25 protein-coding genes and 1 pseudogene are annotated in these 26,340 nt (G+C 70.5%); 13 read left to right on the top strand and 13 right to left on the bottom strand.

Annotated elements, in window-relative coordinates; translation table 11 throughout:
• Nucleotides 1-26: 26 nt before the first annotated feature.
• The 7 genes from VJ693_RS06480 (at nt 27) to VJ693_RS06450 (ending at nt 6,495) form a co-directional block, all read left to right on the top strand.
• A complete protein-coding gene (locus tag VJ693_RS06480; protein WP_324152694.1) occupies nt 27-665 on the top strand; it encodes an FMN-binding negative transcriptional regulator in 639 nt (212 codons plus the stop codon).
• 35 nt (nt 666-700) lie between these two features.
• The gene (locus tag VJ693_RS06475) at nt 701-1,756 is read left to right on the top strand and encodes a PAS domain S-box protein (RefSeq protein ID WP_324152693.1); all 1,056 of its coding nucleotides are present in this window, start codon (nt 701-703) and stop codon (nt 1,754-1,756) included.
• Nucleotides 1,757-1,758: 2 nt separating this feature from the next.
• The gene (locus tag VJ693_RS06470; protein ID WP_324152692.1) at nt 1,759-2,382 is read left to right on the top strand and encodes a response regulator transcription factor; all 624 of its coding nucleotides are present in this window, start codon (nt 1,759-1,761) and stop codon (nt 2,380-2,382) included.
• Nucleotides 2,383-2,592: 210 nt separating this feature from the next.
• On the top strand, nt 2,593-3,798 hold the full coding sequence (pcaF, locus tag VJ693_RS06465; RefSeq protein WP_324152691.1) for a 3-oxoadipyl-CoA thiolase: 1,206 nt from the start codon (nt 2,593-2,595) through the stop codon (nt 3,796-3,798).
• Between the two features lie 107 nt (nt 3,799-3,905).
• Nucleotides 3,906-4,277, top strand: coding sequence for a tautomerase family protein (locus VJ693_RS06460; RefSeq protein WP_324152690.1), 372 nt, complete (start codon nt 3,906-3,908; stop codon nt 4,275-4,277).
• An 83-nt stretch (nt 4,278-4,360) separates the two neighbouring features.
• Nucleotides 4,361-5,917: a L,D-transpeptidase family protein gene (locus tag VJ693_RS06455; protein ID WP_324152689.1), complete on the top strand. Its 1,557-nt coding sequence runs from the start codon at nt 4,361-4,363 to the stop codon at nt 5,915-5,917.
• Nucleotides 5,914-6,495, top strand: a complete 582-nt coding sequence (locus VJ693_RS06450; RefSeq protein WP_324152688.1) for a YcbK family protein — start codon at nt 5,914-5,916, stop codon at nt 6,493-6,495. Before VJ693_RS06455 ends, VJ693_RS06450 begins: the two co-directional genes overlap by 4 nt.
• 50 nt (nt 6,496-6,545) lie before the next feature.
• Here the strand turns inward: VJ693_RS06450 and VJ693_RS06445 are convergent, their stop codons facing one another.
• The 4 genes from VJ693_RS06445 to VJ693_RS06430 all read right to left on the bottom strand — a co-directional run bounded on the left by VJ693_RS06445 (nt 6,546) and on the right by VJ693_RS06430 (nt 12,178).
• Nucleotides 6,546-7,232, bottom strand: coding sequence for a hypothetical protein (locus VJ693_RS06445; RefSeq protein ID WP_324152687.1), 687 nt, complete (start codon nt 7,230-7,232; stop codon nt 6,546-6,548).
• Between the two features lie 47 nt (nt 7,233-7,279).
• The gene (locus tag VJ693_RS06440) at nt 7,280-8,500 is read right to left on the bottom strand and encodes a helix-turn-helix domain-containing protein (RefSeq protein WP_324152686.1); all 1,221 of its coding nucleotides are present in this window, start codon (nt 8,498-8,500) and stop codon (nt 7,280-7,282) included.
• A 283-nt stretch (nt 8,501-8,783) separates the two neighbouring features.
• Nucleotides 8,784-9,836 carry a TIGR03032 family protein gene (locus VJ693_RS06435; RefSeq protein ID WP_324152685.1) on the bottom strand — a complete coding sequence of 351 codons (1,053 nt, stop codon included), beginning with the start codon at nt 9,834-9,836 and terminating at the stop codon, nt 8,784-8,786.
• Nucleotides 9,833-12,178, bottom strand: coding sequence for a hypothetical protein (locus VJ693_RS06430; protein ID WP_324152684.1), 2,346 nt, complete (start codon nt 12,176-12,178; stop codon nt 9,833-9,835). The genes VJ693_RS06435 and VJ693_RS06430 overlap by 4 nt, the downstream gene beginning before the upstream one ends.
• Before the next feature lie 242 nt (nt 12,179-12,420).
• Here VJ693_RS06430 and VJ693_RS06425 point away from each other — a divergent pair, with 242 nt between their 5' ends.
• Complete coding sequence (locus VJ693_RS06425) at nt 12,421-13,464, top strand: class I fructose-bisphosphate aldolase (protein ID WP_324152683.1); 1,044 nt, start codon at nt 12,421-12,423, stop codon at nt 13,462-13,464.
• Between the two features lie 12 nt (nt 13,465-13,476).
• Nucleotides 13,477-13,839, top strand: a complete 363-nt coding sequence (locus VJ693_RS06420; protein WP_324152682.1) for a translation initiation factor Sui1 — start codon at nt 13,477-13,479, stop codon at nt 13,837-13,839.
• A 107-nt stretch (nt 13,840-13,946) separates the two neighbouring features.
• Here VJ693_RS06420 and VJ693_RS06415 read toward each other — a convergent pair whose 3' ends face one another.
• A complete protein-coding gene (locus VJ693_RS06415) occupies nt 13,947-14,198 on the bottom strand; it encodes a hypothetical protein (protein WP_324152681.1) in 252 nt (83 codons plus the stop codon).
• Between the two features lie 398 nt (nt 14,199-14,596).
• Here VJ693_RS06415 and VJ693_RS06410 point away from each other — a divergent pair, with 398 nt between their 5' ends.
• From VJ693_RS06410 to VJ693_RS06400, 4 genes and pseudogenes are all read left to right on the top strand, one after another.
• Nucleotides 14,597-15,904: a GDSL-type esterase/lipase family protein gene (locus VJ693_RS06410; RefSeq protein ID WP_324152680.1), complete on the top strand. Its 1,308-nt coding sequence runs from the start codon at nt 14,597-14,599 to the stop codon at nt 15,902-15,904.
• Nucleotides 15,904-17,106 carry a glycoside hydrolase family 5 protein gene (locus VJ693_RS06405; RefSeq protein ID WP_324152679.1) on the top strand — a complete coding sequence of 401 codons (1,203 nt, stop codon included), beginning with the start codon at nt 15,904-15,906 and terminating at the stop codon, nt 17,104-17,106. Before VJ693_RS06410 ends, VJ693_RS06405 begins: the two co-directional genes overlap by 1 nt.
• Nucleotides 17,107-17,226: 120 nt before the next feature.
• Nucleotides 17,227-17,481: pseudogene (locus VJ693_RS25705) on the top strand (alpha-L-fucosidase); the annotation flags it as partial.
• 232 nt (nt 17,482-17,713) lie between these two features.
• Nucleotides 17,714-18,184 carry an alpha-L-fucosidase gene (locus VJ693_RS06400; protein ID WP_324152708.1) on the top strand — a complete coding sequence of 157 codons (471 nt, stop codon included), beginning with the start codon at nt 17,714-17,716 and terminating at the stop codon, nt 18,182-18,184.
• A gap of 33 nt (nt 18,185-18,217) precedes the next feature.
• Here the strand turns inward: VJ693_RS06400 and VJ693_RS06395 are convergent, their stop codons facing one another.
• The 8 genes from VJ693_RS06395 to VJ693_RS06360 form a co-directional block, all read right to left on the bottom strand.
• On the bottom strand, nt 18,218-19,438 hold the full coding sequence (locus VJ693_RS06395; protein WP_324152678.1) for a DUF418 domain-containing protein: 1,221 nt from the start codon (nt 19,436-19,438) through the stop codon (nt 18,218-18,220).
• Nucleotides 19,439-19,576: 138 nt separating this feature from the next.
• Nucleotides 19,577-20,533, bottom strand: coding sequence for a sugar kinase (locus VJ693_RS06390; protein WP_324152677.1), 957 nt, complete (start codon nt 20,531-20,533; stop codon nt 19,577-19,579).
• Nucleotides 20,533-22,074: an altronate dehydratase family protein gene (locus tag VJ693_RS06385; RefSeq protein ID WP_324152676.1), complete on the bottom strand. Its 1,542-nt coding sequence runs from the start codon at nt 22,072-22,074 to the stop codon at nt 20,533-20,535. Before VJ693_RS06385 ends, VJ693_RS06390 begins: the two co-directional genes overlap by 1 nt.
• Nucleotides 22,064-22,393, bottom strand: coding sequence for an L-rhamnose mutarotase (locus VJ693_RS06380; RefSeq protein WP_324152675.1), 330 nt, complete (start codon nt 22,391-22,393; stop codon nt 22,064-22,066). Before VJ693_RS06380 ends, VJ693_RS06385 begins: the two co-directional genes overlap by 11 nt.
• Nucleotides 22,394-22,409: 16 nt before the next feature.
• Nucleotides 22,410-23,549, bottom strand: coding sequence for a mannitol dehydrogenase family protein (locus tag VJ693_RS06375; protein ID WP_324152707.1), 1,140 nt, complete (start codon nt 23,547-23,549; stop codon nt 22,410-22,412).
• Nucleotides 23,549-24,559 carry a zinc-binding alcohol dehydrogenase family protein gene (locus VJ693_RS06370; RefSeq protein ID WP_324152674.1) on the bottom strand — a complete coding sequence of 337 codons (1,011 nt, stop codon included), beginning with the start codon at nt 24,557-24,559 and terminating at the stop codon, nt 23,549-23,551. Before VJ693_RS06370 ends, VJ693_RS06375 begins: the two co-directional genes overlap by 1 nt.
• Before the next feature lie 17 nt (nt 24,560-24,576).
• The gene (locus VJ693_RS06365; protein WP_324152673.1) at nt 24,577-25,518 is read right to left on the bottom strand and encodes an ABC transporter substrate-binding protein; all 942 of its coding nucleotides are present in this window, start codon (nt 25,516-25,518) and stop codon (nt 24,577-24,579) included.
• A gap of 50 nt (nt 25,519-25,568) precedes the next feature.
• Nucleotides 25,569-26,340 (bottom strand): ABC transporter permease (locus VJ693_RS06360; protein WP_324152672.1); only part of this gene is annotated, 772 nt, incomplete at its 5' end.

Genomic DNA, 26,340 nt, shown 5'->3' with positions numbered 1-26,340 from the left:
TCCTGCCCGAAACCCCGTCGCCCGCGATGTACATCCCACCGCATTTCGCTCAAGACCAGCCCGAGGAACTGCACCGGCTCATGCGCGAGCACCCGCTCGGCGCGCTGGTGACATCGGGGCCTGCGGGACTCGACGCCGATCACCTCCCCTTCGAGCTCGACCCTGCCGAGGGCCCGCTGGGCACGCTTCGCGCCCATGTAGCGCGTGCGAACCCGCTGTGGCAGCGCTGCCCTTCGGGCACCCCGGTGCTGGTGATCTTCCGTGGCGCCGAGGCCTACGTGTCGCCCAATTGGTACCCGAGCAAGCACGAGGCGCACCGCCAGGTGCCGACCTGGAACTACGAGGTGGTGCACGCGCACGGCACGCTGACCGTGCGCGACGACGAACGCTTCGTGCGGGGTCTGGTCGCGCGCCTGACCCGGCGTCACGAAGCGGCCGAACCGAGCCCCTGGAAGATGGGCGACGCCGCGCCCGAGTTCATCGACGCCATGCTGCGCCAGGTCGTGGGCATCGAGATCGCCATCACCTCGCTGGTCGGCAAGGCGAAGCTCGGCCAGAACAAGGATGCGCGCGATCGCCTCGGCGCTGCCGAGGCCTTGGCGGCCCGCGGGTTCGGCGAGCTGGCCCGGTCGATGCGCAACGCCGCTATCATTGAGTTCAAATGAACTCGCCTTTAGCCATAAATCGAAATGTTCATTCTTTGATCTCGGGCACAACGCGTGATCCGCCGCTCGCGTTCGACGATGTCCCGTTCCGCGCGATCGCCGAGCAATCGCTGGCCGGCTTCTACGTCGTGCTCGACGAGCGCTTCGTGTACGCGAACGACACCTTCGCGGCCATGTTCGGCTACGGGCGGGCCGAGTTCATCGGCCGCCACATCGCGGGCTGCGTGACGCCGGACTCGGTCGACGAGGTGATGCACAACTACCGCCGGCGCATCAGCGGCGAGGTGCAGGCCATCCACTACGCCACCAAGGGCGTTCGAAAGGACGGCGAGATCGTGCACCTGGATCTGCATGCGTCGCGCGTCGAATGCCGCGGCCGCCCGGCGCTTGCCGGTGTCGCGCTGGACATCACCGAGCGCGTGCAGGCCCAGGCCGCGCTGCGCCGGCTGGCCAAGCACATCGACTCGGCGCGCGAGGTCGAGCGCGCACGGCTGGCGCGCGAAGTCCACGACGTGCTGGGCGGCATGCTCAGCTCGGCCAAGTTCGATGTCTCGCGCATCGTCCGCCGCACGTCGGCACCGGGCCTCGAAGCACTGCACGCCATCGCGGGCTCGCTGGTCGAGCTGATGCAGGAGACCATCGAGACCGCCCGCTCCATCTCCGACGAGTTGCGCCCCGCCAGCCTCGACCCGCTTGGCCTGGGCCCTGCGCTCACCCAGGCCGTCGAGCACTTCGGCGCCCGCCACGGGCTGGCGGTGGCGGTCAGCGGCACCGGCGCGCCCGAGGGGCTGCCGCCGGCCACCTCGATGCAGATCTTCCGCATCGTGCAGGAGGCCTTGACCAACGTGGCGCGCCACGCGCAAGCCTCGAAGGTCGAGCTGAAACTGGCGACCCGCGAAGGCGCGCTGATGCTGCGCCTGGCCGACAACGGCCGCGGCATGGACGCCGCGCCCCGTCGCGCCGGCTCGATCGGCTTGTTCAGCATGGCCGAGCGGGCGCGCGACATCGGCGCGACGCTGAAGATCGGGCCGGGCGGCACCGGCGGCACCGAGCTGCTGTTGCGGCTGCCGCTGGCAGCGCCGGCGGCCTGACGATGGCGCTGCGCCTGCTGGTCGTCGACGACCACACGATCTTTCGCGCCGGCATCACGCGCCTGATGCTCGACGAGCCCGACATTTGCGTCACCGGCGAGGCCGCCGACGGCGCGGCGGCGCTGGCCCTGATGCGCTCGCACCAGTACGACGTGGTGCTGATGGACATCAACATGGGCGCGCGCAGCGGGCTGGACACGCTCGCCGCGCTGCGCGCCGAGTTCCCCCGGCTGCCGGTCATCATGCTGTCGATGTATGTCGAGCCGCAGTACGCGCGGCGGGCGCACAAGGCGCGCGCGAACGCCTACCTGTCGAAGGACGTGGGCACCGACGAACTGATGCGCGCCATCCGCCACGTGGCCGCCGGCGGCATCTGGGTCACGCCGGCCTTCGGCGCCGCCCCGGACTCAACGGCGCCCGGCGCCCCGCACGGCGCGCTCACGCCGCGCGAGATGCAGGTCATGCTGCAGATCGCCCAGGGCATCTCTCTGACCGAGATCGGCACCCGGCTGTGCCTGAGCGTCAAGACCGTCGGCTCGCACCGCAGCCGCGTCCTCGACAAGCTGGGCTTGGCCAGCGACGCCGAGGTCGTGCAGTACGCGATGCGGCACCGCCTGATCGACTAGGAAGGCGCCGATGGCCGGGCCCAGCGCGGCGCGCTGAGCCACCAGCGCTCCGATCGAATGACCCGCTGAGCGGGCGTCCCGCGACGCCCCGTACTAACCCCGACCCTGCATCAGAAGATCGCACCTGCCCGCCTCACCCGGCGATTCCTACGATCCCACATCACGCCGACTGATCCACAGATGGACCCCAGGCCACGGGAAGCGCCTTACATGAGATACGCCTACATCTGCGATGCCATCCGCACGCCCTTCGGCCGCTACGGCGGCGCCCTCGCCTCGCTGAGAGCCGACGACCTGGCGGCCGCGCCGATCCAGGCGCTGATGGCCCGCAATCCCACGGTCGACTGGGCGGCGGTGGACGACGTCGTCTACGGCTGTGCCAACCAGGCTGGTGAAGACAACCGCAACGTCGCGCGCATGGCTGCGCTGCTGGCCGGCTTGCCGGTCGATGTGCCGGGCACCACGGTGAACCGGCTGTGCGGCTCCAGCCTCGATGCGGTGGGCATCGGCGCGCGCTCGATCAAGGCCGGCGAAGCCGACCTCGTCGTCGCCGGCGGCGTGGAGAGCATGACCCGTGCGCCCTTCGTGATAGGCAAGGCGGATTCGGCCTTCTCGCGCGTGGCCAGGATCGAGGACACGACCATCGGCTGGCGTTTCGTCAACCCGCTGATGGAGCAGCGCCACGGCGTCGACACGATGCCCGAGACGGCCGAGAACGTCGCGCAGGACTTCGGCATCTCGCGCGCCGACCAGGATGCCTTCGCGCTGCGCAGCCAGCAGCGCTGGGCGCGCTCGTTCGCCGATGGCCGTTTCGACTGCGAGATCGCGCCGGTGCGCGTGCCGCAGAGGAAGGGCGACGCGAAGACCATCGAGGCCGACGAGCAGCCGCGGCCCGACACCTCGCTCGACGCGCTGGCCAGGCTGCGCGGCGTGGTGCGCCCGGACGGCAGCGTGACGGCCGGCAACTCGTCCGGCGTCAACGACGGTGCCTGCGCCGTGCTGCTGGCCTCGGAAGCCGGCATGGCACGCCACGGCCTGATGCCGCGCGGCCGCGTGCTGGGCATGTCGGTCACCGGCGTGCCGCCGCGCATCATGGGCATCGGCCCGGCACCGGCGAGCCGCAAGGTGCTCGCGCTGACCGGCCTCGCGCTGTCGCAGATCGACGTGATCGAGCTGAACGAGGCCTTCGCCGCGCAATCGCTGGCCGTGCTGCGCCAGCTCGGCCTGCCGGACGACGCCGATCACGTGAACCCCAACGGCGGTGCGATCGCCATCGGCCACCCGCTGGGCGCGTCGGGCGCCCGCCTCGTGACCACCGCGCTGAACCAGCTCGAGCTCACCGGCGGCCACTACGCGCTGGCCACCATGTGCATCGGCGTCGGCCAGGGCATCGCGATGGTGATCGAACGAGTCTGACCGTGCCATGTCTGCGCAGGCGCACACTCCCGCCTGCCCGTTCGACGCGCCCTGCCTGCGGGCATACTGCGGTCGAATTCACGTCAGGCCGCACAGGAAAAGCCAGGATGCCGCACGTCACGGTTGAAGTTCGCACCCGGTACACACCCGAGGACGAGATTCGTCTTCTCGAGGAAGTACATGAAGCCCTGCGCGAAACATTCGACGTCGCCGCCGGGGCGCGGTGCGAGCGCCTGATTGCCCACGAACCGCATCGCTTCACCTGCCCGGCTTCGAAGCCGCACCCGGAGAAGTGGACCGTCGTCACCATCGAGTCCTTTCCGGGGCGCTCCACGGACAGCAAGCGAGCCCTCTACAAACGCCTGGTCGCCCGCCTGCAATCGTTCGGCATACCGCCTGACCATGTGGCCATCGTCCTGCACGAGTTGCCTCGCGAGAACTGGGGCTTGCGCGGCGGTCTGGCGGCGTGCGACTTCTAGTCTCGGCCTCACCCCACCGCAGCCTGGCCGCGGCGTGACACTTGGCACAGGGGCGCTGCGGCCCGTCACGGACAATCCAGGCCATGCTGCTCGATCACCCGATGCGGCGGCGTGACGGGCTTCTGGCCCTGGCGGCGGCCTTGCTGCCCTCGTTGGCGGCCCGTGCCGGCAACCTCGTCGATGCGCCCGCCGGCCTGGTCTGGCCAGCCGCCCTGGCGGACGAGGCGGTGGCCTTGCTCGCCGCCGCTGCCGACCACGGCCTGGAGCCGCTCGACTACGGCGCCGAGACCCTCGCGAGCCGCCTCGCCACGGGCCCGGCGGACGAGGCGCTGACGGCCACCTTCGAACGCTTCCTGGCCGACCTGGCCTTCGGCCGCATCGACCCGCACACCATTCACCACGAGTTCAGCGTCGCCCCGCGTGCCGGCTTCGACCCGGCAGCAGCGCTGCGGGCCGCGATCGCCCATGGCCGCCTGGCCGATGCGGTCGACGCGGCCGTCCCGCCGCTGCCGCTGTACGGTGCCCTGCGCCGCGCCCTGGCCAGCATGCGTGCGCTGTCCGGCCACGCGGCGTGGGCGCAGCGTCTGGCGGCGCTGCCGGTGCCGCGCCGCGCGCGCAGCGGCAAGCTCGAGCCCGGCCAGCCCTGGCCCGGGCTGCCGGCGCTGGCCGAACGGCTGGCGCTGCTGGGCGACCTGCCGCCCGGCACGGCGGCCCCGGCGGCCTACGAGGGTGCGCTGGTCGAGGCGGTCCGTGGCTTCCAGCAGCGCCACGGCCTGGAGACGGACGGGGTGCTCGGCCGGGCCACCGTGGCGGCGCTGGAGGTGCCGCCGGCCGAGCGCGCGCGCCAGATCGCCCTGACGATGGAGCGCCTGCGCTGGACGCCGCTGACGCAGGGCCCGCGCATGATCGTCATCAACATCCCGGAGTACGTGCTGCGCGCCTACGAGGTCGTCGACGGGGCCATCCGGGTGCAGGCCGAGATGCGCGTCATCGTCGGCGAGGCGATGGACCACGAGACGCCGCTGTTCGACGAGCGCATGCGCAGCATCGAGTTCAGCCCGTACTGGAACGTGCCGCCGTCGATCGCCCGGGCCGAGACCATCCCGCGCCTGCGCCGTGAGCCGGGCTACTGGACGCGCCAGGGCTTCGAGTTCGTCGGCGCCGGCGGGGTGGACACCGTCTTGACCCAGGACAAGCTCGATGCCGTGCGCGCCGGCCAGCTGCGCATCCGCCAGCGCCCGGGACCGGCCAATGCGCTGGGCGACATCAAATTCGTGTTTCCCAACCGCGACCACATCTTCCTGCACCACACGCCCACCGTCGGCCTGTTCGCGCGCGAACGGCGCGATTTCAGCCACGGCTGCATTCGCGTCGAGGATCCGGTGGCGCTGGCGCGCTTCGCGATGGCCGGCATGCCGGGCTGGGACGAGGCCCGCATCCGCGCGCAGATGGCGGCCGGCACCTCGACCACCATCCCGCTGGCCGAGCCCATTCCCGTCCTGATCGCCTACGGAACCGTTCTGGTGAAGAAGGGTCGGATCTACTTCTACGACGATGTGTACGGGCACGACGCGCGGCTGCAGGCCGCGCTGGATGCGCGCCGCGTGAACCAGCCGAGCGAGGAGGACACCCACCGATGACTGCACCGCCCGAGCGCCAGCGCTGCCCGCCCCGCCGCCATTTCCTGCGCCTGGGCCTGCGCCACGGCGCCACGCTGACGGCCGTCGCGGCCATGCCGGCCGTCCTGCTGCCGGCGCGCGCGCGGGGGGCCTCGACACGTGAACTGGTGATGAACCACCTGCACACCCACGAACACATCGATGTCGTCTATGCACGCGGTGACGACTACCTGCCCGACGCGCTGGGCTCGCTCGACCACTTCCTGCGCGACCACTACTCGGGCGAGGTCGGCCGCATCGACCCCAGGCTGCACGACCTGCTGCACGCCGTGCACCGCGAGCTCGGCACCGACCAGCCCTTCCACGTGATCTCGGGCTACCGGGCCCCGGCCACCAACACGCACCTGAAGGCCACGCGCGGCGGCGGCGTCGCCTCGCACAGCCTGCACATGGAAGGCCGGGCGATCGACGTGCGCGTGCCGGGCGTGCCGCTGGCCGACCTGCGCGACGTCGCGCTGTCGCTCAGGGCCGGCGGCGTGGGCTACTACCCGCACGAACAGTTCGTCCACATCGACACCGGGCCGGTGCGCCGCTGGTAAGGCGCGGCCATCGCGCCTGGGCCATCGGCAGGGGCTTGCGAAGCGGCCGCTCAGGGCCGCGGCGCTTTCGGGCGCCTGACGGCGCGCACGGTGCCGCTCGAGCCACCGCCGCAATACAGCAGGTCGGCCCCGTCGGACTCGAGCCCGCTGACGCCGGTGCCGGGCGGCATCTCGAGCCGGTCGAGCACGGCGCCGCTGGCCGGGTCGATGCGGCGCAACTCGCTCTCGTCGCCTTCCCAGGTGCCATGCCACAGGTCGCCGTCGACCCAGGTCACACCGGTGACGAAGCGGTTGGATTCGATGGTGCGCAGGATCGCGCCGGTCTCGGGATCGATCTGGTGGATCCTGCGGTCCAGGTACTGCCCGACCCACAGGCTGCCTTCGGCCCAGGCCAGGCCCGAGTCGCGGCCATGGCCGGGCGCCGGGATCGACGCCACGATCGTGCCGCTGGCGGGGTCGATCTTGTCGATGCGCGCCTCGGCGATCTGGTAGAGGTGCCGGCCGTCGAAGGCGGTGCCGGCGTCGCTGGCGCAGTCCAGCATGCGGGCAGGCTGGCCGTTGTCAGGGTCGAAGGCGATCAGCCGGGACCCGGTGGCGGCCCAGACGCGCTGCCCGTCGTGCGTCACGCCGTGGATGCGGTCAACGCCGGCGAAGGGGCCGTATTCACGCACGATCTGGGCCGGGCGCGCTGGGGCCTGAGCGGGCATCCGGTCGATGCTGTCTCGGGTGGTCGTCATGGTCTGGCTCCGTTCGGCGCTCCGGTGCGGCACCGCGTGACCAGAATCTACGTGAGCGGCAGCGCAGCGGGGAGTAACAAGATCGTCGTGAATCCGGCCAGCGGCGGCGACAGCCAGCGCTGTGCGCGGGCGCGCCCGATCGAGCGCGCGCGCCCCTCGGCCTCCAGCTCGACGAGGGCGCGCTGCACCGTGCGCTGACTGGCCCCGAGCGCGAGCGCGAGGGCCGAGGTGGACCAGGCCGCGCCGTCGGCCAGCAGCGCCAGCAGCGAGGCCTGATCCCCATCGATGGGGGGCATCAGCACGACGACGCGGCGCTCGCCCTGCGGCGTGAGCACGAAGCCGCGCGCGCTGGCCTCGATGCGCGCCAGCGGCGCGGCCAGCGCGCGCAGTCGGCCGATCTCGACCCGCAGGCGCGCCCGGTGCGTCTCGTCGGGCCGGCGCGTGCGGAAGGCGCGCGCGATCAGCACATCCCGATCGACATCGCCCGGCCAGGCCTCGGCGAGCGCGCGCGCCAGCACGAACAGCACCGGCCGGCGCGCCAGCGGCAGCCAGTTGGTGCCGGCGTGCAGGCCCCGGCGGCAGGCGTCGAGCACCAGCGCACCCGAGTCCCTCAGCGCCTCGACCTCGTCCAGGCGCAGCGGCAGTTCGTGGCCCGCGTGGAAGCGCCGCGCGGCGGGCCGATCGAGCGCGGCGCGTGCGTCGGCCACCTCGGCCAGCAGGGCGGGCACGCCCGCGCGCTGGGCCGCCTCATGCGCGCGGCCCAGCGTCGCCTGCGCCGCCACCGTGCGCAACGAGCGCAGCGCCACCTCGGCCTCGGCCAGCCCGGCCACCGCCTGCAGCGACGGTGGCAGGCCACGCGTGTCCAGGTGGGCCAGCGAGGCGGCGGCCTCGTCGAGCCGGCCGAGCAGAAGCAGCCGGCGCACCGCGATCAGGCGGGCCTGCATGGCGTTGGCGCGGTCGGCGTGCGCCTCGAGCGTGGCCGACGCGGCCGCCAGCGTGCGCGGCGAGCCGCGCAAGTCGCGCATCGCCAGCGCCACCTCGGCCTCGGCGACGACACAGCGGGCGCGCGACAGCTCCTCGTGGGCGCCGAAGCCGCGCGCGGCGCGCCGCAGCAGATCGCGCGCACGCGGGTGCTCGCCGAGCTGGGCCATCGCGATGCCGCGCAGGGCCAGCGCCGGCGGGTCGTCGCGCAGGCTGACGCGCTTGAGCGCGCCCAGCGCGTCGCCCGCGACGAGGGCGCGCGCGGCGGCGGTGATCAGGGAGTCCATCGGCGCAGGTTACTGCGGCGCCAGCGGCGCACAGCCGTTTGTGCGGCGGCGCACAGACGGCCTGGGCATCGATGGGCGCACACTCGGGCGTCCCAAGCATCGAAAGCCTCGAAGTGTCCAATTGCATTGCCGCCCACAAGCACCGAACGCGTCTTCACGTCCTGCGAGACCGCCTGAAGAGAGCCCTGCGTGACCAGAAGCGCGGTCTGGCCGGGGCCAAGGAACGGGTCGCGGCCCACAGCGCGAAGCGGTCTGCCTACCGCGCCGCGAACCCGTAGCCGGGTCAGGCCTCGACGCTCAGCACGCGCCGGATCTCGTCCGTCTTGAACCCGAGGGCCATGGGCGTGCGCACGCCGGGCAGCGGGATCACATCGTAGAGCTCGTCGACGATGCCGTCGAAGCGCAGCCAGTGCACCGCGTCGCCGGTTCGCAGGTCGATCACCTGCACGCCGCAGCGCGCCTCGGCGCCGCGGGCGTGCAGGCGCTCGTCCAGCGGCAGCCCGCTGAAGGTCTTGTTGTCGCGCGGCTTGGACAGGCCGACCAGCGCGAAGTCGTCGACGAAGCAGAGGCCCCGCAGGTAGCCCGCGCAGAAGGCGAGCGGCACGAACCTGCCGGAATCGAGCTCGATGTGGCCGAACTCGCCGGTGCCCGAGTTCAGCAGCCAGAGCCGGCCGCGATGCCAGCGCGGCGAATGCGGCATGCTCAGGCCACGGGCCACGATCTCGTTGCGCGCCACGTCGACCACGACGCCGCCGCCCGCGCGATGCTCGCGCCAGCCATCCACCACATCGCTGGTGCTGGCCGCGGTGACGTAGGCCGGCTTGCCGTCCTTCATCGCGAGCCCGTTGAGGTGGCAGCGGTCCTCGGCCGCGAGGCGGCTGACGAAGGGCGGGCGCCAGAGCGGCCTGAAGCTGTGGGTGTCGCTCAGCGTGGCCAGGCAGCCGAACAGCGTGTTGACGAAGACGAGCCGCCCCTGCCCGTCCACCGCCATGTCGTGGATGTCGAGGTCGCCGGTGGTGTGGCCCACCTGCGGCACGTAGAGCCGGTCGTAGCCGCCCTGCGTCTGGCCCGCGTCGAGCACGTTCGCGAAGCGCCAGACCTGGTAGAGGCTGCTCATGCAGAAGCCGTTGTCGGCCGGGCACAGGCCCATGCAGCGGTTGAAGCTGCGCTCGAAGACCGACAGCCCGCCACCGGGCTTGAGCCCGAGGAGGAACAGCTTGCCGATCTGGTAGGTGGTCAGCGCGATCGAGAGCCGCTGCTGCGCCATCCAGGCGAGCATCTGGCGCGATGTGCTGATCTCGAGGGTGGGGGCGGTGGCGGTGGCCGGGTCGGTCATCGCGGGCCCTCGACCCGCCCCACCAGGTCGCTCAGCAGAAGCTGCGCGCGGCCATCGCGGCTGTTCCACACGGCATAGGCCTGGCCCGCGCGGAAGACCGTGCCCATGTTCTTCCAGTCGCCGAGCGCGTTGACGAGCAGGTCGCCCGCGTCGCCGTCGATGACCAGCTGGTGGCGGCGCACGGTGGCGGGGAACCGGTAGCTGCCGTTGACCCAGCCGCGCGCCGCCTGGTTGCCGGCGTTGATGAGGTTCATGCCCGTCATGTCCTGCACGTCCGCCACGGCCAGGCGCAGCTGGTTGTTGCCGGTGCCCGTCAGGTCGATGCGCTCGATCGATTCGATGCGCGAGGCGCTGCCCGGCAGGCCGGCGTCCTGATCGAAGATGCCGCGCAGGTTGAGGGTCATGCCGGCGCCTGCGAGCGCCAGCGTGTCGAAACCGGTGCCGCCGTCGATGCGGGCCAGTTGCCGCTTGTTGCCGCTGCTGCCGTAGGCCGCCCGCAGCGACCTGATGTTGCTTGCGTCCAGCACCAGGGTGTCGTCGCCGGGCCCGCCGTACAGCACATCGGCACCGCCCTGGCCGGACAGCACGTCGTTGCCGGCGCGGCCTGCCAAGGTGTCGGGGCCCCGGCGGCCGACGAGCGTGTCATCGCCCGGGCCGCCGACCTGGTCGAAGGCCGTCGGCGAAAACGCGCCGCCGGTCGCGCCGAAGATGACGTAGCTGCGCCCGGCCAGGCCCGCACCAGGCAGCTCGCGCCAGGGCGCGCCGACGATCAGGTCGATCAGGCCGTCGCCGTTCACGTCGCCGGCGCTGGACACGCTGGTGCCCATCTCGCCGTAATGGCCTTCGCTGAAGATCGTGAGGCCGCGGGTGGCACCCGCCGTGACGTTCGAGAGCGAGACGGCGCTCGTGTCGGTCTTGCCGTAGACCACGTAGGCGCGGCCGCCGTAGTAGCCGGCCTCGGGGGGATAGGAATCCGCGCCGGGCGCACCGATGATCACGTCGGCCAGGCCGTCGCCGTTGATGTCGCCGGCGTTGGCCACGCTGGCGCCGCTGTAGTCGTAGCGGATGCCTTCGCCCGAGATGACGAACCCGTTGGCGAGGCCAAGCTCGACGTCACGCAGCAGCACCGGCTCGGTGGTGGTGCGACCGAAGATGACATAGGTGAAGCCGCGCGCCCAGCGGCCGTACTTCCAGTAGTTGCCGGGCGCGCTGACCAGCACGTCGGCCAGGCCGTCGCCATTCATGTCGCCGGCGGCGGCCACGCAAGTGCCGCTGCCGTCGTACTCGTCCCAACCATCGAGCTTGAAGCCACGATCGCCGGCCGCGACGGCAGCGAGCTCGATCGGCGCCGTCCCCGGGCGGCCGAACACCACGTAGCTGCGGCCGGCCCCGCGGTTCATCGTCGGCACGCCGATCACCAGGTCGGCCAGGCCGTCGGCGTTCACATCGCCCGCGCCCGAGATGACGCTGCCGGGGTAGTCTGGCAGCTCGCCATTGATCACCACGCCCCCGTGGCCCTGCGCGACGGCCGACAGCTCGACCGCCGTCGTGTCCCTCTTGCCGAACACGACGTAGCTCCGGCCCAGGCTGTGATCGTCGAAGCGCTCGTAGCGGACGCCGACGGCGACATCGGCCAGGCCGTCGCCGTCGAAGTCGCCCGCGGCACCCACGTTGAAGCCGCTGGCCACGTTCGCGCCGTCCGCATGGATCGCGAAGCCGCCCGAGCCGGCGGCCACCGCCGACAGCTCGACAGGGGCGGTGTCGGCCTTGCCGAACACCACATAGCTGCGGTCGGCGGGGCTCGGGCTGTTCCAGTGCGCGGCCACGCCGACCAGCAGGTCGGCCAGGCCGTCGCCGTTGACATCGCCGGCGCCGGCCACCGTCTTGCCGCTGCCCAGGTTCACGCCTTCGCCGTGGATCACGAAGCCGCCGCCGTTGCCGGCGTCGATCGACGCGAGGTCGACGGGCTCGGTGCCGGGCCGCCCGAACACGACGTAGCTCGCACCGACACGATTGCCGTAGTCGCCGCTGCCTTGCCCCGGCACGCCGACGATCACGTCGGCGAGGCCGTCACCGTTGACGTCGCCGGCCCCGGACACGCTCGACCCGGCGCCGAGGCCGAGGGACGAGCCATTGATCACGAAACCACCGTTGCCGGCCACGATGTCCGACAGCGAGATGTTGACGGCCAGGGTGTTCGGCGCGTGGGGCCGTGCCGCCGCCACCCCGGCGGCAGCCGGCGCGCAACACAGGGCCGCGGCCAGCGCGACCATCGTCAATGCCGCGCCCGGGCGGGCACGCGCCGAGGACCTGAACGGGCTGGAAGACCGAAAAGTACCCATCGTTTTGCTCCCTGGCGCAGCGGGTGCCGCCTTGCGGCGGCCGGCCGGTGACAGCCGGCCCGCTGTGCGTCGGCAACGTAGCACCCACGCCCTTCCGGTAGTTAGTGATTAACCCCGACCCCCCCTAAAGCGATCACTCCCGACGAAGGCTCTCTACAGTGGCGCCGCACGCAACGTGTGGAAAGCCGTGGTCGAGAGCAAACTCCCTGTTCGGGCATTCCATTCGCATGGAGGAACGCACCATGGACAGTCGAGACCTCTTGCAAGCGACGGTCGATCTGCTGGTCCAACCCGGCAAGGGCATCCTGGCGGCCGACGAAAGCGGCCCGACGATCGCCAAGCGGTTCAAGGCGGTCGGCGTGGAATCGACCGACGAGAACCGGCGCGCCTACCGCCACCTGCTGCTGGCCACACCCGGCCTCAGTGCCTACATCAGCGGCGTCATCCTGTACGAGGAGACGCTGATGCAGCGCGCCGACGACAGCAGCCCTTTGCCGGAACTGGCCACGCGCCAGGGCCTGGTGCCCGGCATCAAGGTCGATGCCGGCAAGATCCCGCTCGCCCTTGCACCGGGCGACGAGATCACCCAGGGCCTCGACGGGCTCGCGAAGCGCCTGGCCGCCTACAAGGAGCACGGTGCGCGTTTCGCCAAATGGCGCGCGGTCTACAACGTCTCCGACACGTTGCCCAGCCGGCTCGCGATCGAGGCCAACGCCGACGCGCTGGCCCGTTATGCCGCCATCTGCCAGGAAGAAGCCGTCGTGCCCATCGTCGAGCCCGAGGTGTTGATGGACGGCGGCCACACGCTCGAGCGCTGCGCAGAGGCGACCGAAGCCGTCCTGCACGAGGTCTTCGATGCCTTGCATCGGCACCGGGTCGTACTCGAGCACATGCTGCTCAAGCCCAGCATGGTCGTGGCGGGCAAGGCGCAGGCGCGGCAGGCCCTGGCGACCGAGGTCGCCGCCCAGACCGTGCGCGTGCTCAGGCGCCGCGTGCCGGCCGCGGTGCCGGGCATCTTCTTCCTCTCCGGCGGGCAGACCCCTGCCGAAGCCAGCGCCCATCTCGATGCGATGAACCGGCTGGGGCCCCACCCGTGGGCGCTGAGCTTCTCGTTCGGCCGCGCGCTGCAGGACCCGGTGCTGCACGCCTGGCAAGGGCAGGCCGCCAATACGCGCAGCGCGCAGGAGGCGCTGCTCGAACGCGCGCGCTTGAACAGCGCCGCGCGCGAGGGGCGGTACGATCCCACGATGGAAGGTGTTAGCGCGCGAACATCCGCGCGGGCTTGAGCGATGCCATCGATGCGCAAGGACTCCGCTGGCGGCCTGGTCTATTCGACCGAGGGCGGGCGCATGTGCGCGCTCTGCCGCCAGCCGATCGGCGCCTGCACCTGCCGCGCGACAGCGCGGGAGCTGCCAGCCGGGGACGGCGTGGCACGCGTCAGCCGCGAGTCCAAGGGCCGTGGCGGCAAGGTCGTGACATTGGTGCGCGGCATGTCGCTCGACGCCGCGGCGCTGGCCGCGCTCGGCAAGCGGCTGCGCACCGTCTGCGGCACGGGCGGCACCGTCAAGGACGGCGTGCTGGAACTGCAGGGTGACCATGCCGAGCGCGTGATCGAGTTGCTGAAGCTCGACGGGCACACGGTCAAGCGCGCGGGCGGCTGACGGCAGGCGTTGGTCGAGGCAGGTCGCTGGACCGGAAGCAGGTGTGCAAAATCACCGCGGCAGGCGACGCGACGGCGAGAATGCGATCCAGCGCTCTTGGGACGCCTTCAGGTGCAAAGCCACCGCAGCTCCCGATCCAGCCCCGATCGGTTCGCGCGGGCCGCCGCCAGCGAAGCCACCGATCCCTCGAGCACCGAGCGGGCCTGCATCAGCTCGCTCGGGCTTTCGCTCAAGGTGGGCGTCTCGGCAGTCGACAGTGCCGCGCACGCGCAGACATAGCCGCCTGAGCCCATCCGTATCTCGACACGGCCCTGAATTTCAAGCGCGATCAACGCCTCTCTCAACGAGAGCGGCGCCATGAATCTTCTGCGCGAGCTTGCATTGATCGGACCCGATGGGTGACTTTGGTCAGGCCACTAGTGCACAAGGCTATCCGGAAATGACCTTCTCTTGCTGCCATTTTCATAGGAGAGTGCCCCATTCTGGTTTTCACCGGTTAGACCACAGTCGTGGTTTCTGTGATACTGGTATGACCTATTTGGCCTTACCACTTTCGATGATGCCCACCATGCTTCGACGACGACCAGGTGGCCGCGGTCGCAGCTATCGCGTCGCGCTGCGGGCGTTCTGACATGAAACGAGGCGGCGGCCCGACGTGTGCGGGGCCGCCCTTCGGTTCGACGATGGACAGAACACGGTTCATTCACGGTGCCTTCCGGCGCGCCGCCTACGGCGACAACGCCGCGACCATCGATCCATGACGAAGACCCTTCGCTCCGCCCTGCTCTGCGCCTCGCTCGCCTGTGCTCGCGTCTGGGCTCAGACGCCCGCCGACCTCGTCATTCTTCCCGCGCCTGCCGCCGACTGGCGCATCGTCGTGGGCCACTGGGAGAGTCAGGCAGAGCTCACCGGCACCAGCGTCGTCGCGCCGAAGCCCAGCGCCGAGTACGCGCGCTCCAGCCACGCAGGCGCCAGCGCGAGCGGCAGCGGGAGCCTGCGGCAGTCGGTGGCCTTCGAATGGAAGGACCTCTGGCAGTCCAATCTGCGCTTCGAGAGCCGGCAGCTGCTGGACCTGCGCCCGTACATGGGTGGAACGCTGGAGTTCGACCTCGATGTCGCCGAGCTCTCCAAGGGAGCGGCCAAGGTCAAACTTGCCTGCGGCAATGGATGCGAGCGCGCGGTGAGCCTCATCGAGCCGACACGTGGCTGGGCCGGCAAGGGCTGGCAGCACGTCGCGCTGGCGATGAGCTGCTTCGTGCGAGAAAACTCTGACTTCTCGCAGGTGGAACTCCCGTTCTCGCTGGAAGGCAGCGGCAGCGGCCGCGTCAGCGTCTCCAACGTGCGCATCACGAGCGCCGCCAAGGCCGGCATCGCCTGCCCCGACTACCGCACCGAGTCGGTCACGCCGGCGATGCTCAATGAGTCCTGGTCCATCGACTGGTGGCTGCCGCGCCACGAACAGAAGCTGGAGGAAAAGCGCAAGCTCGTCGCCGCCGGCACCCCGCCCGAAATCGTGTTCATCGGCGACTCGATCACCCAGGGCTGGGAGAACGGCGGCCGCGAGGTCTGGCAGCAGCGCTACGCCCCGCACCATGCGCTGGCCCTCGGCTTCGGCGGCGACCGCACCGAGAACGTGCTTTGGCGGCTGCAGCACGGCGAGATCGACGGCATCGCGCCCAAGGTGGCAGTGCTGATGATCGGCACCAACAACACCGGCCACCGCGCCGAGCAGCCGGAGACCACCGCAGCCGGCATCAAGCGTCTGCTCGACGAGATCCACCAACGGCTGCCGAAGACGAAGGTGCTGTTGCTGGCGATCTTTCCGCGCGGCGAGAAACCCGACGACTATCTGCGCCGCCTCAACGAGCGCGTGAACAAGCTCATCGCCGGCTACGCCGACCGCCGCACCGTCCACTTCCTGGACATCAATGCCGCGCTGCTGGACGCCGACGGCACGCTGTCGAGGGACGTCATGCCCGACCTTCTGCATCCCAACGCCAAGGGCTACGCGATCTGGCAACGCGCCATCGACCCCACTTTGCAGGAGCTCCTGAACCAGCCCTGATGAACCGCTCACCCATTCCCTATTCGATGTTCAAGGCGATCGGCCACTTGCTGCTGGCGGCCTGCGTCGCCTCCTGCGGTGGGGGCAGTGGCGGTGGCTCGGCGCCGGGCGGCGAAACCTCCGGCGCCATGCGCAACATCACCAGCCTTCAGCTGTCGCAGGAGATGTCCCCCGGCTGGAACCTCGGCAACTCGCTCGAGGCCATCGACACCGGCCACCCGTACGTCTGGGGCAGCACCGACTTCAACGAGCAGGCCTGGGGCAATCCCGCGGTGACGCAGGCCATGATGGACGCCGTCAAGGCGGCCGGCTTCAAGACGGTGCGCATTCCCGCTTCGTGGAAGCAGTACGCCGACGCCAGCGACAACATCAGCCCGCAATGGATGGCTCGCGTGAAGGAGGTGGTGGGCTATGCACGCAAGTCGGGCCTGTACGCCGTCCTCAACATCCATTGGGACGGGGGCTGGATGCAGCCGACCTACGCCCAGCAGGCCACCGCCAACGCGCGGCTGACCAAGTTCTGGACGCAGATCGCCAACGCCTTCCAGGACGAGGACGATCACCTGCTGTTCGCCGGCACCAACGAAGTCATGGTCGACGGCAATTACAACGCGCCGACCGCCGAGTACTGCACGGTCCAAAAGGGCTTCAACCAGACCTTCGTCGACGCCGTGCGCGCGACCGGCGGCAACAACGCGAAGCGGCATCTGGTCGTGCAGACCTTCAACACCGGGATCGACTGGGCGATGAGCTGCAATGCGACGCTGCCCTCCGACTCGGCCGAAAGCCGGCTGTTCATCGAGGTGCATTACTACGACCCCTTCGACTTCACGATCAACGCCGACAGCACGATCTGGCAATGGGGCGCGATCGCGACCGATCCCGACGCCACCGAGACCTGGGCCAACGAGTCCTGGGTCGACGCGCAGTTCCAGAAGATGAAGAGCGGCTTCGTCGACAAGGGCGTGCCGGTGCTCCTTGGCGAATACGGCGCGATGCTGCGCACCAGGTTCGACCCCGCGGGCACCTACCGCCGGTACTGGGATCAGGCGATCACGAAGTCGGCGGTCCAGCACGGAATGGTGCCCGTCTACTGGGACAACGGCTACACCGCCGACCTCCAGATGGGCCTGTTCACCCGCGCGACCGCCACCCAGGCCTTCCCCGACGTGATCGCTTCGATTGTCGGCGCGGCGCAGTAGAGCCAGTTCCACCGCTTCCCAACCGCCCGAGCGTGCAGGACGCGCGTGACCGAGGTGGTGAACTACGCGCACAACGCCGGGCTGTACACCATCATCAACATCCACTGGGACGGCGGCTGGATGCAGCCCAACTGCCGCGACTCAGGCCTTCGCCAACGCGCGCATCCAGAAGTTCTGGACGCAGATCGCCAACAATTTCAAGATGGTACTGGTCGGCGAGTACGCCGCCGTGGCGCGCCTGAACGTCGATCCCGCCTGTACGCGAAGGCCGGCGCGAAGTACTTCGTTGCGCTGGCCAACCATCACGACAACTTCGACGCTTACGACTCCAAGTACCGCGCCGGGAACTCGATGCGGGTGGGTCCCAAGCGGGACATCGTGGGCACCTGGGCCAAGATCGCACGCGCGAAGGGGCTGCGCTTCGGCGTGAGCAACCTGCGCGCCCGCGACCTGATCGACAGCGACAAGCCCGACCTGGTGTACTTCGACGACACCGGCCTGCCGCTGGGCCAGGCGGGGCTGGACATCACCGCGCACTACTACAACGCGAGCATGCAGTGGCACGGCGGCAAGCTGGAGGCGGTGGTCAGCGCCAAGCAGCTGCCGCCTGAGCGCCGCGCGGGGGTGGTGGAGCGCGGCCAGCGTGATCCACCGGCTGGCCGACATCGTCTCGAAGAACGGCAACCTGCTGCTGTCGATTCCGGTGCGCGGCAACGGTGCGATCGATGCCGACGAGCGCAAGTTCCTCGACGAGATGGCCGCCTGGACGGGCCGCAACGGGGAGGCGATCCACGGCACGCGGCCGTGGCACCGCTTCGGCGAGGGACCCACGCGCGTGTCCGGCGGCATGTTCAACGAAGGCCAGGCGCAGAGCTTCACGGCGGAGGACATCCGCTTCACCACGAAGGACGGCGCGCTGTACGCCATCGCGCTCGGCTGGCCCTCAGGCGGTGATTTGCGCTGTGGGACAGCTCGGCCAGCGTCGGTCGCTTCGACGCCCGCAACGCCGCGGCGCGGCGCGACCTGGCGGCGCCCCGGCAGCGGCGACCCGAAGACCTTCGGCCCGTCCTCCAACTGAAGCAGCCGCGACCATCGGCACGATGGTCGCGGCTCACGACGCGCTGGCTCCGGCCTGCGCAGGCGCCTTGCCTTCGCCTGCTCTTCGCCTCATGGGCACCTGCAGCGAGCGCAAGGTGGCCGCGCGCCACACCCACTCCAGCGGCCCGTACGAGTAGCGCTTCAGCCAGGCGTGGGCCAGCGCGCATTGCAGCGCGAACACCGCCAGCGCGAAGAACAGCGCGTAGAACGGGCCCACCTGGCGGTACATGCCCAACCCGAAGCCGTAGAAGAACGGCACGCCGACCACGGCCTGCGTCACATAACAGGTCAGGCTCATCCGTCCGTAGGGAACGAGGACGCGCAGCCAGGTGCCCATGGCCGCCCACTGGTAGAGCAGCACGAAGCCGCCGGCCCACACGGCTGTCTGGGCCAGGCTGGCATAGGCATTGACCAGCCCGCCGACGACGACCTGGCGGGTGCCCTGCAGGCCAAGGGCATCGACCTGGAAGCGCACGAGCAGCATCACGCCGATGCCCGCCGCACCGATCAGCAAGGCCCGCAATGCGAACCGGCGCAGGCGCGGCGGATCCTGGATCGCTCCGCTGCGCCCCAGCAGCAGGCCGCAAACGAACAGGCCCAGCATCTGCGGATAGCGGTAGGTCTCGATCACCCACCACCACTTGGCTGCCTGGCCGGTCCAGGCGTTCAGCCGCAGGACGTCGCCGAAGCTGCCGTTCGCGAACACCGGGTCGGTCAGCGCGTAGAGGCGCCAGTGCTCCGGCTGCGCGGGGGTGTAGCTCGGATCGGCGAGCACATGCAACACCTGGGGCCACTGCGGTGGCTGGAGCAGCAGCGCGACGGCGACCGCCGCCAATGCGCGGCCGCCCAGCCGGTTGAGCAGCACGAGCGGCACGCCGAGGGCGGCGATGACGGTCAGGATGTCGCCGCAGTACAGCAGCCCGTGCAGGTAGCCCAGCACGCCGAGCACGGCCAGCCGCCAGAGAAAGCGCCCCGAGGCGTTGCGGCTGCGGGCGTTCCAGTTGTCGAGCGTGATGAAGAAGCTCACGCCGAACAGCAGCGCGAAGATGGCGTAGGCCTTTCCGCCAAAGAGGAGGTAGCCCAGCTCGATCGAGAGCTGGTCGAGCCGTGCCAGCCACGGCGGCTGGTGCTCGGGCAGGTGCAGGAAGTCCCAATGCTCCACCGAGTGCAGCAAGAGGATGCCGAACAGGGCCGAGCCCCGGAGGGCATCCACGATGTCGATGCGACGGCTCACCGAAAGATCCTTTGCGCGAACTGATGGAGTTGTCGGTCTGCCGGGCGGGCCCCGCATCACGGCAACGCGCGGTCCAGGTGCACGTAGCCCCCGTCAGGATGGACCACCTTGCCATCCAGATGCAGATCCATTGCGTGCTCAATCCTCGTGGTTCATGCCATCGAGCTCCCGCCGCGTCGGCAGGCCGTCACTGTCGCCAGGAAACTGCACCACGCGGGCGCCGATGCGGTTGCCCCGCATCGCGGCCTCGGGCAGGGCCAGGCCGTCGAGCAGGCCGCTGATCACGCCCACCGCGAAGCCGTCGCCGGCGCCCACAGTGTCCACCACGCGCGGCACCGCCACGCCGGGCACGTGCTGCCGGGTGCCGGTGGGGTCGGCGCACCAGGCGCCCAGGGGACCGAGCTTGATCGCCACCTGCGAGGCCCCGCGGTCGAGGTAGTGCTGCGCGATGTCCCCGGGGTCCTGCAGGCCCGTCAGGCACCGGCCTTCCTCGATGCCGGGCAGCACCAGGTCACACATCGCCGCGAGCTCGTTCAGCGTGCTGGCCATCTCGGCAGCGCACGGCCACAGCCGGGGGCGCAGATTGGGGTCGAAGGACACGCTGAGCCCATGGCGGCGCGCCCAGCGCACGGCATCGAACACCAGTTCCCGGCAGCCGGCCGACAGTGCCGGCGAGATGCCGGTCAGGTGCAGGTGGCGCGCGCGCACCGCTGCCAGTCGCGTCAGGTCCCCCGGGCCCATGCCGGCGGCCGCCGAGCCGCGGCGGTGGTACTCGATCTGCGGGTCTTGGCCGTCGGCCGCGCGGGCCTTGAGCATGAAGCCCGTCGGCCGCGAGTTGCACACGTCCACCAGCGCGGTCGTGATGCCTTCGCTGGCCATGGTGTCGAGCAGGAACTGGCCGAAGCTGTCGGCGCCCAGGCGGCTCAGGTAACCCACGCGCAGGCCCAACCGGGCCAGGCCGATGGCCACGTTCAGCTCCGCGCCGGCGCTGTAGCGGCGAAAGCGCCCGGCCCGCGCCAGCGGGCCGGCATCCTCGGCGGCGAACAGCACCATGGCCTCGCCCAGGGTCAGCACGTCGAGCTGCAGCGGCTCCATCACATCACCGCCCCGAGCTGCCAGGGAACGAACTCGTTGTCGCCCAAGCCGTGCTGCTCGCTGAGCGTGCGCTGGCCCGATGCGGCAGCCAGCATCAGGCGGAAGACGCGCTCGCCGGCCTCGGCCACGCCGAGCGTGCCGTCCACGATCTCGCCGGCGTTGAAGTCCATGTCCAGGCTCATGCGGCGGTACATCGCGGTATTGGTCGCCAGCTTCAGCGACGGCACGGGCTTGCAGCCGTAGGTGGAGCCGCGCCCGGTGGTGAAGCAGATCAGGTTGGCGCCGCCGGCCACCTGGCCGGTGGCCGACACCGGGTCGTAGCCCGGCGTGTCCATGAACACCAGGCCGCGGCTGCGCGGCGGCTGCGCGTACTCGACCACATCCATCAGCGTGCTGCCGCCGCCCTTGGCGACAGCGCCGAGCGACTTCTCCAGGATGGTGGTGATGCCGCCGGCCTTGTTGCCGGGCGACGGGTTGTTGTTGAGCTGCGCGCCGTTGCGGGCCGCGTAGTCTTCCCACCAGCGCAGGCGCGCCAGCAGCCGCTCGGCCACGTCGGGCGATGCGGCGCGTGCGGTCAGCAGGTGCTCGGCGCCATGGATCTCCGGCGTCTCCGACAGGATGGCCGTGCCGCCGTGGCGCACCAGCAGGTCCACCGCCGCGCCCAGCGCGGGGTTGGCGCTGATGCCGGAATACCCGTCCGAGCCGCCGCATTGCAGGCCGACCACGAGCTGCGACACCGGCACCGTGCCACGCCGCGCGGTGGCCGCCTGTGCGGCCAGCTCGCTCACCAGCGCCTGGCCACGCTCGATGGCCTCGCGCGTGCCGCCGGCATCCTGGATGGTCAGGGTCCGCACGCGCGCACGCGCCGCCACGTCCAGCCCCTGGATCAGCGGGTCGATCTGGTTGACCTCGCAGCCGAGGCCCACCACCAGCACGGCGGCGAAATTGGGATGAACCGCATAACCCCGCAGCGTGCGGCGCAGCAGCTCGAGCCCCAAGCCTTCGTCGCTCATGCCGCAGCCGCTGCCGTGGGTGATCGCGACCACGCCGTCCACGCCCGCCAAGGCGGCCAGCGCCGAGCCGCTGAACGCCTGCGCGATCACCTTGCAGACGGTGGCCGAGCAGTTGACCGTGGACAGCACGCCGATGTAGTTGCGCGTGCCCACGCGGCCATCGGCCCGCACATAACCTTCGAAGGTGGCGGGCTCGCCCACGGGCAAGGCGGCGACGCGCTCGCCGCCGGCGCCGTGCCCCGGCAGCGCCTGGCCGAGCTCGACGTTGTGCACGTGCACGTGCTCGCCGGGCTCGATCGGCACCCGTGCCACGCCAATGGGCTGGCCGTACTTCAGCACCACCTCGCCGCAGGCAATTGGGCGCAATGCGATCTTGTGCCCGGCGGCGATGGCCGCGCGCACGGGTAGCGCCGAGCCATCGGGCCGCGCGACCGCGCCGCCTTCGGCCAGGGCCACGCGTGCCACCGCGACGTTGTCGTTCGCGTGCAGCACGATCAACTCGTGCGCGGGCAGGTGGTCAGTCGACATGGAACACGCAATCCATCGACGCCCAGTGCTCGCCCGGCGCGCGGCTGGCCAGCGGGCGCTGGCACGGGCTGCAGAAGGTCCACCAGCGGCGGGTTTCGGCGTCGGCGGCGATCGCCGCCATGTCGGCCTCGTAGTCGGTGCCGTGGTACTCCCAATAGCCGAACAGCAGGTTCTCCGGCTCGCGCAGGAAGATGCTGTAGTTGCGGATGTTGGAGGCAGCCAGCCGCGCCAGCACCGCCGGCCACACGGCCGCGTGCAGGCGCTTGTATTCGGCGATGTGCTCCGGCGCGATGCCGATCACCATGCCCATGCGTTGCATTGCTTGCTCCTTGTCTTCAATGCGTGGCCAGCGCCGCCTGCAGCCGAGGCTGGGGCAGGCCCGGCACGTGGCGGCGCGCCAGCTCGACTACCGGCTGCAGGCGCCGTGCCTTCTTCTGTTCGTGGTTCTGCGCGATGTCGGCGAGGCGGTGTGCCAGGAACGGATTGAGCAACCGGTCGCGCAGGTCGACCAGGTAGCTGCGCGCCTCCGCGCCCTGCCCCAGCGCGTCGAACGCAGGCAGCACCTCCTGCTGCCAGGCCTCTTCCAGCGGGTCGCGCAGCGCCGGGTCCTGCATCGCCTGCAGCACCGTCATGTCAGGCGCCAGCCGGCCCTTGAGCCACAGGTCGGCCAGCAGCGTGTGGCCGAGGTTGAGCAGGAAGAGCTTGAGCCGCTCGAAGCGCGCCAGGCCGTCGGTGAGCACGACGGCGGGATGCCGGCAGGGCAGTTGCAGCCGCGGCTGGGACTCGACGGCCCACAGCGCGTACGGCTCCGCCACGGCACCCACCGGCTCGAGCGCCTGCGAGACGATGCGGTCGACCAGTGAATTGGCCCACACCGGCTGCCCCTGCAGCCAGTCGACGAAGGCCGGCGCGCAGCACCAGGCGCGCGCCAGCTGCACCACGATCTCGCGCAGCCGATCGCCGTTGCGAGACACCAGCTCGCAGGGCAACAGCGTCAGCGCGGCGCCGGGCCGCACCAACCAGCGGTCGTGCAGCAGCACCAGCAGCTTGGCGGGAAACGAGGCCGGCGCCCCGGCCGTGTCGGCGAGCAGCCCGGCAGCGTCTTCCGACGCCAGCGCCCAGCCGCTGTCGCCGGTGTTGGAGACGATCACCTGCACGGGTCCCCGCGCACGCTCGCGCACCGCGCGCCAGTCGCTGGCGGCGTGGAAGGCCTCCCGCACCGAGCGGCAGGTCTTGCGCACCTCCACCGGCTGTCCACCGGCCAGGCCCCGTACCACCACGGGGAAGCCTTCTGCGCGGGCCATCGCCTGCGTGCGCATCGTGCTGGCCGGGTTGCCGGTGCTCTGCACCACCGTGATGCCGCCCAGCGCCTCGCCACGCTCGGCGGCCTCGCTGACGAAGAGGTCAACGTGCGCCTGCAGGAAGCGGCTGGTGCCGAACTGCAGGATGGGATGGCCGGCGCCCACCGCTTGCATCAGCACTCGACGATCGCCTTGATCACGCCCTCGGCCGGATCGAGCAGGCGGGAGAAGCCGGCGGGCACCTCGGCCAGGCTCAGGCGGTGCGTCGCCAGCGCGGCGTCGGGCACCAGGCCCTCGCGCATCGCCTTCATCACCGTCTCGAAGTCCTCGGTGGTGGCGTTGCGGCTGCTGAGCAAGGTGGCCTCGCGTTTGTGGAACTCCGGATCTGAGAAGCGGATGTCGCCCTGCACGATCGACACCAGCACATAGCGCCCACCATGGGCGATGAAGCGGAAGCCGCGCTCCATCGCCTGCGGGTTGCCGGTGGCGTCGAACACCACGTCGAAGAACTCGCCCTCGGTGAGCTGCGCGAGCCGGGCCTCGTCGCCTTCGCCGAGCTTCACCGCCGCGGCGACGCCCACGTGTCCGAGCGCGAAATCGAGCCGGTCCTGCCGGCCGTCGATGGCGGTGACGGTGGCGCCGCGCAGCCTCGCGAAGATCATCGCCGCCAGCCCGATCGGCCCGGCCCCGACCACCAGCACGCGCTGGCCGGCGGCCACCTCGCCGCGGCGCACCGCGTGCGCGCCGATGGCAAGAAACTCGAGCATCGCCGCCTGGTCCAGCGAAATGCCGGAGGCCTTGCCGACGAAGCGCTGCGGCACGCTGAGGTATTCGGTGAAGGCGCCGTCGCGGTGCACACCCAGCACCTGGATGCGCACGCAGCAGTTCGGCCTGCCCTGGCGACACGCGATGCAGTCACCGCAGGAGAGGTAGGGCATCACGTAGACCGGATCGCCCGCAACGAGGCCGCTGTCCGCATCGGCCTCTTCGACCACGCCGGACAGCTCGTGCCCCATCACGCGCGGATAGGCCAGGTAAGGCTGGTTGCCGGTGAAGATGTGCAGGTCGGTGCCGCACACCCCCACCCGCATCACCCGCAACAGCACCTCGCCGGGAGCGCGCTCGGGGCGCGGGCGCTGCAGGGCTTGCAGGTTTCTCGGGGATTCACAGATGACGGTCAGCATGGGGGGCGCTCGTGCAGTCAGTAGAGAACGTTCTTCGCCTCGGGCTTGTCGATGTTGCCCTTGGTGACCATCACCACGCCGGTATCGACGAACTTGTCCACCTTCTTGCCCGCGATCACCTCGGCCACGGTTTTCACCCCCAGGCGCCCCATCTGGTAGGAGCCCTGCACGGCGATGGCTTCCAGCGTGCCGTCCTTGACGAACTTCTGCAGGTCCTCGTTGCCGTCGAAGCCGATCGCCACCACCTTGCCGGCCTTGCCGGACTGCACCAGCGCGCGGCCCATGCCGACGGCGGTGGGCTCGTTGGCGCCGAAGATGCCTTTGAGGTCGGGGTTGGAGGCCAGCACGTCGGTGGTCTGGTTCAGCGCGGTCGCCATCTGCGACTGCGAGTAGAACGGCCCGACGATCTGCAGCTTCGAGTTCTTCTCGATGTACTGGCGAAAGCCGCCCACGCGCCCCACCTCGGAGCCGGCCCCGGCCACGTAGGACATGATCGCCACCTTGCCGGCGCTGCCCACCTTGGCGATCAGCGCCTTGGCGCACAACTCGCCCGCCAACTGGTTGTCGGTGGCCAGGAACGACTGGTAGTAGGCCTTGCCGGCGTCGGACACCATCGAGTCGATCAGCACGACCGGGATACGGGCCTGCCAGGCCTTCTTGATCGCCGGCACCAGGGCATCGGGGTCGGAGGGCGCGAGCACGATGCCGGCGACCTTGCGGTTGACCGCGTTCTCCACCAGGCTGACCTGGTCGGCGATGGCCGATTCCGAGGCCGGGCCGGAGAAGGTCAGCGTGTGGCCCTTGACCTCCTTGATGGCGCTGTCGGCGCCCTTGTTGACGTTCTGCCAGAAGGTCGAGTTGGTGGTCTTGACGATCACCGCGATCTCGCCGGCCGAGGCGGCACCGGCGGCCAGCGCGACTGCGCTGAGCGCCAGGATGCGGGCAAGCAGTTTGTTCATCTGTGTCTCCTCGTGGTGGTCGGGTCAGGAGCGGTGCGGGTGCGCGCCCGTCAGCGCCGGTTGCGAAGCTGGTCGATCCAGACAGTGAGCAGGATGACCAGACCGATGATGATTTGCTGCGTGAAGGCCGACACGCCGTTCATGTTCAGGCCGTTGCGCAGCGTGCCGATCACGAAGGAGCCGATCATCGTGCCCGAGATCGTGCCGACCCCGCCGATCAGCGAAGTGCCGCCGATGACGGCCGCGGCGATGGCGTCGAGCTCGTACATCACGCCTTCGTTGGGCTGCGCCGTCACCAGGCGCGACATCAGCACGCAGCCGGTCAGGCCGGCGAGTGCGCCGGAGACGATGTAGGTGAACCGCACCACCAGGCCGACGTTCACGCCCGACAGGCGCGCGGCCTCCGAGTTCGAGCCGACCGCATGGATGTGCCGGCCCAGGCTGGTGCGCTTGAGCAGCACCGCGACCGCGATGGCGATCACCGCCATCAGGATCACCGGGTACGGAATGCCGGGGAACACCACGTCGGGGAAGCCCTGCGCGTCGATGCGCTCGATGCGCCACAGCGCGCCGTTGCCGAGTTCGCCAAAGCTCTCGCCCAAGCCCGACACCGCGCGCGCACCGGTGACCTGCAGCGCGATGCCGCGCGCCACCAGCATCATCCCGAGCGTGGCGATGAAGGGCGGCAGCTTCGCCCGCGTGACCAGCAGCCCGTTGACCGCGCCGCACACCGCGCCCGAGAGCACGCCCAACGCCATCGCCAGCGGAACCGGAACGCCCGCCTTGGTGGCCATCGCGGCCAGCACGCCGGCCAGCGCCAGC

The organism is Ideonella sp. (genome assembly GCF_035254525.1).
Taxonomy (GTDB): Bacteria; Pseudomonadota; Gammaproteobacteria; order Burkholderiales; family Burkholderiaceae_C; genus Ideonella.
This window is presented reverse-complemented; position numbering and strand designations above follow the sequence as displayed.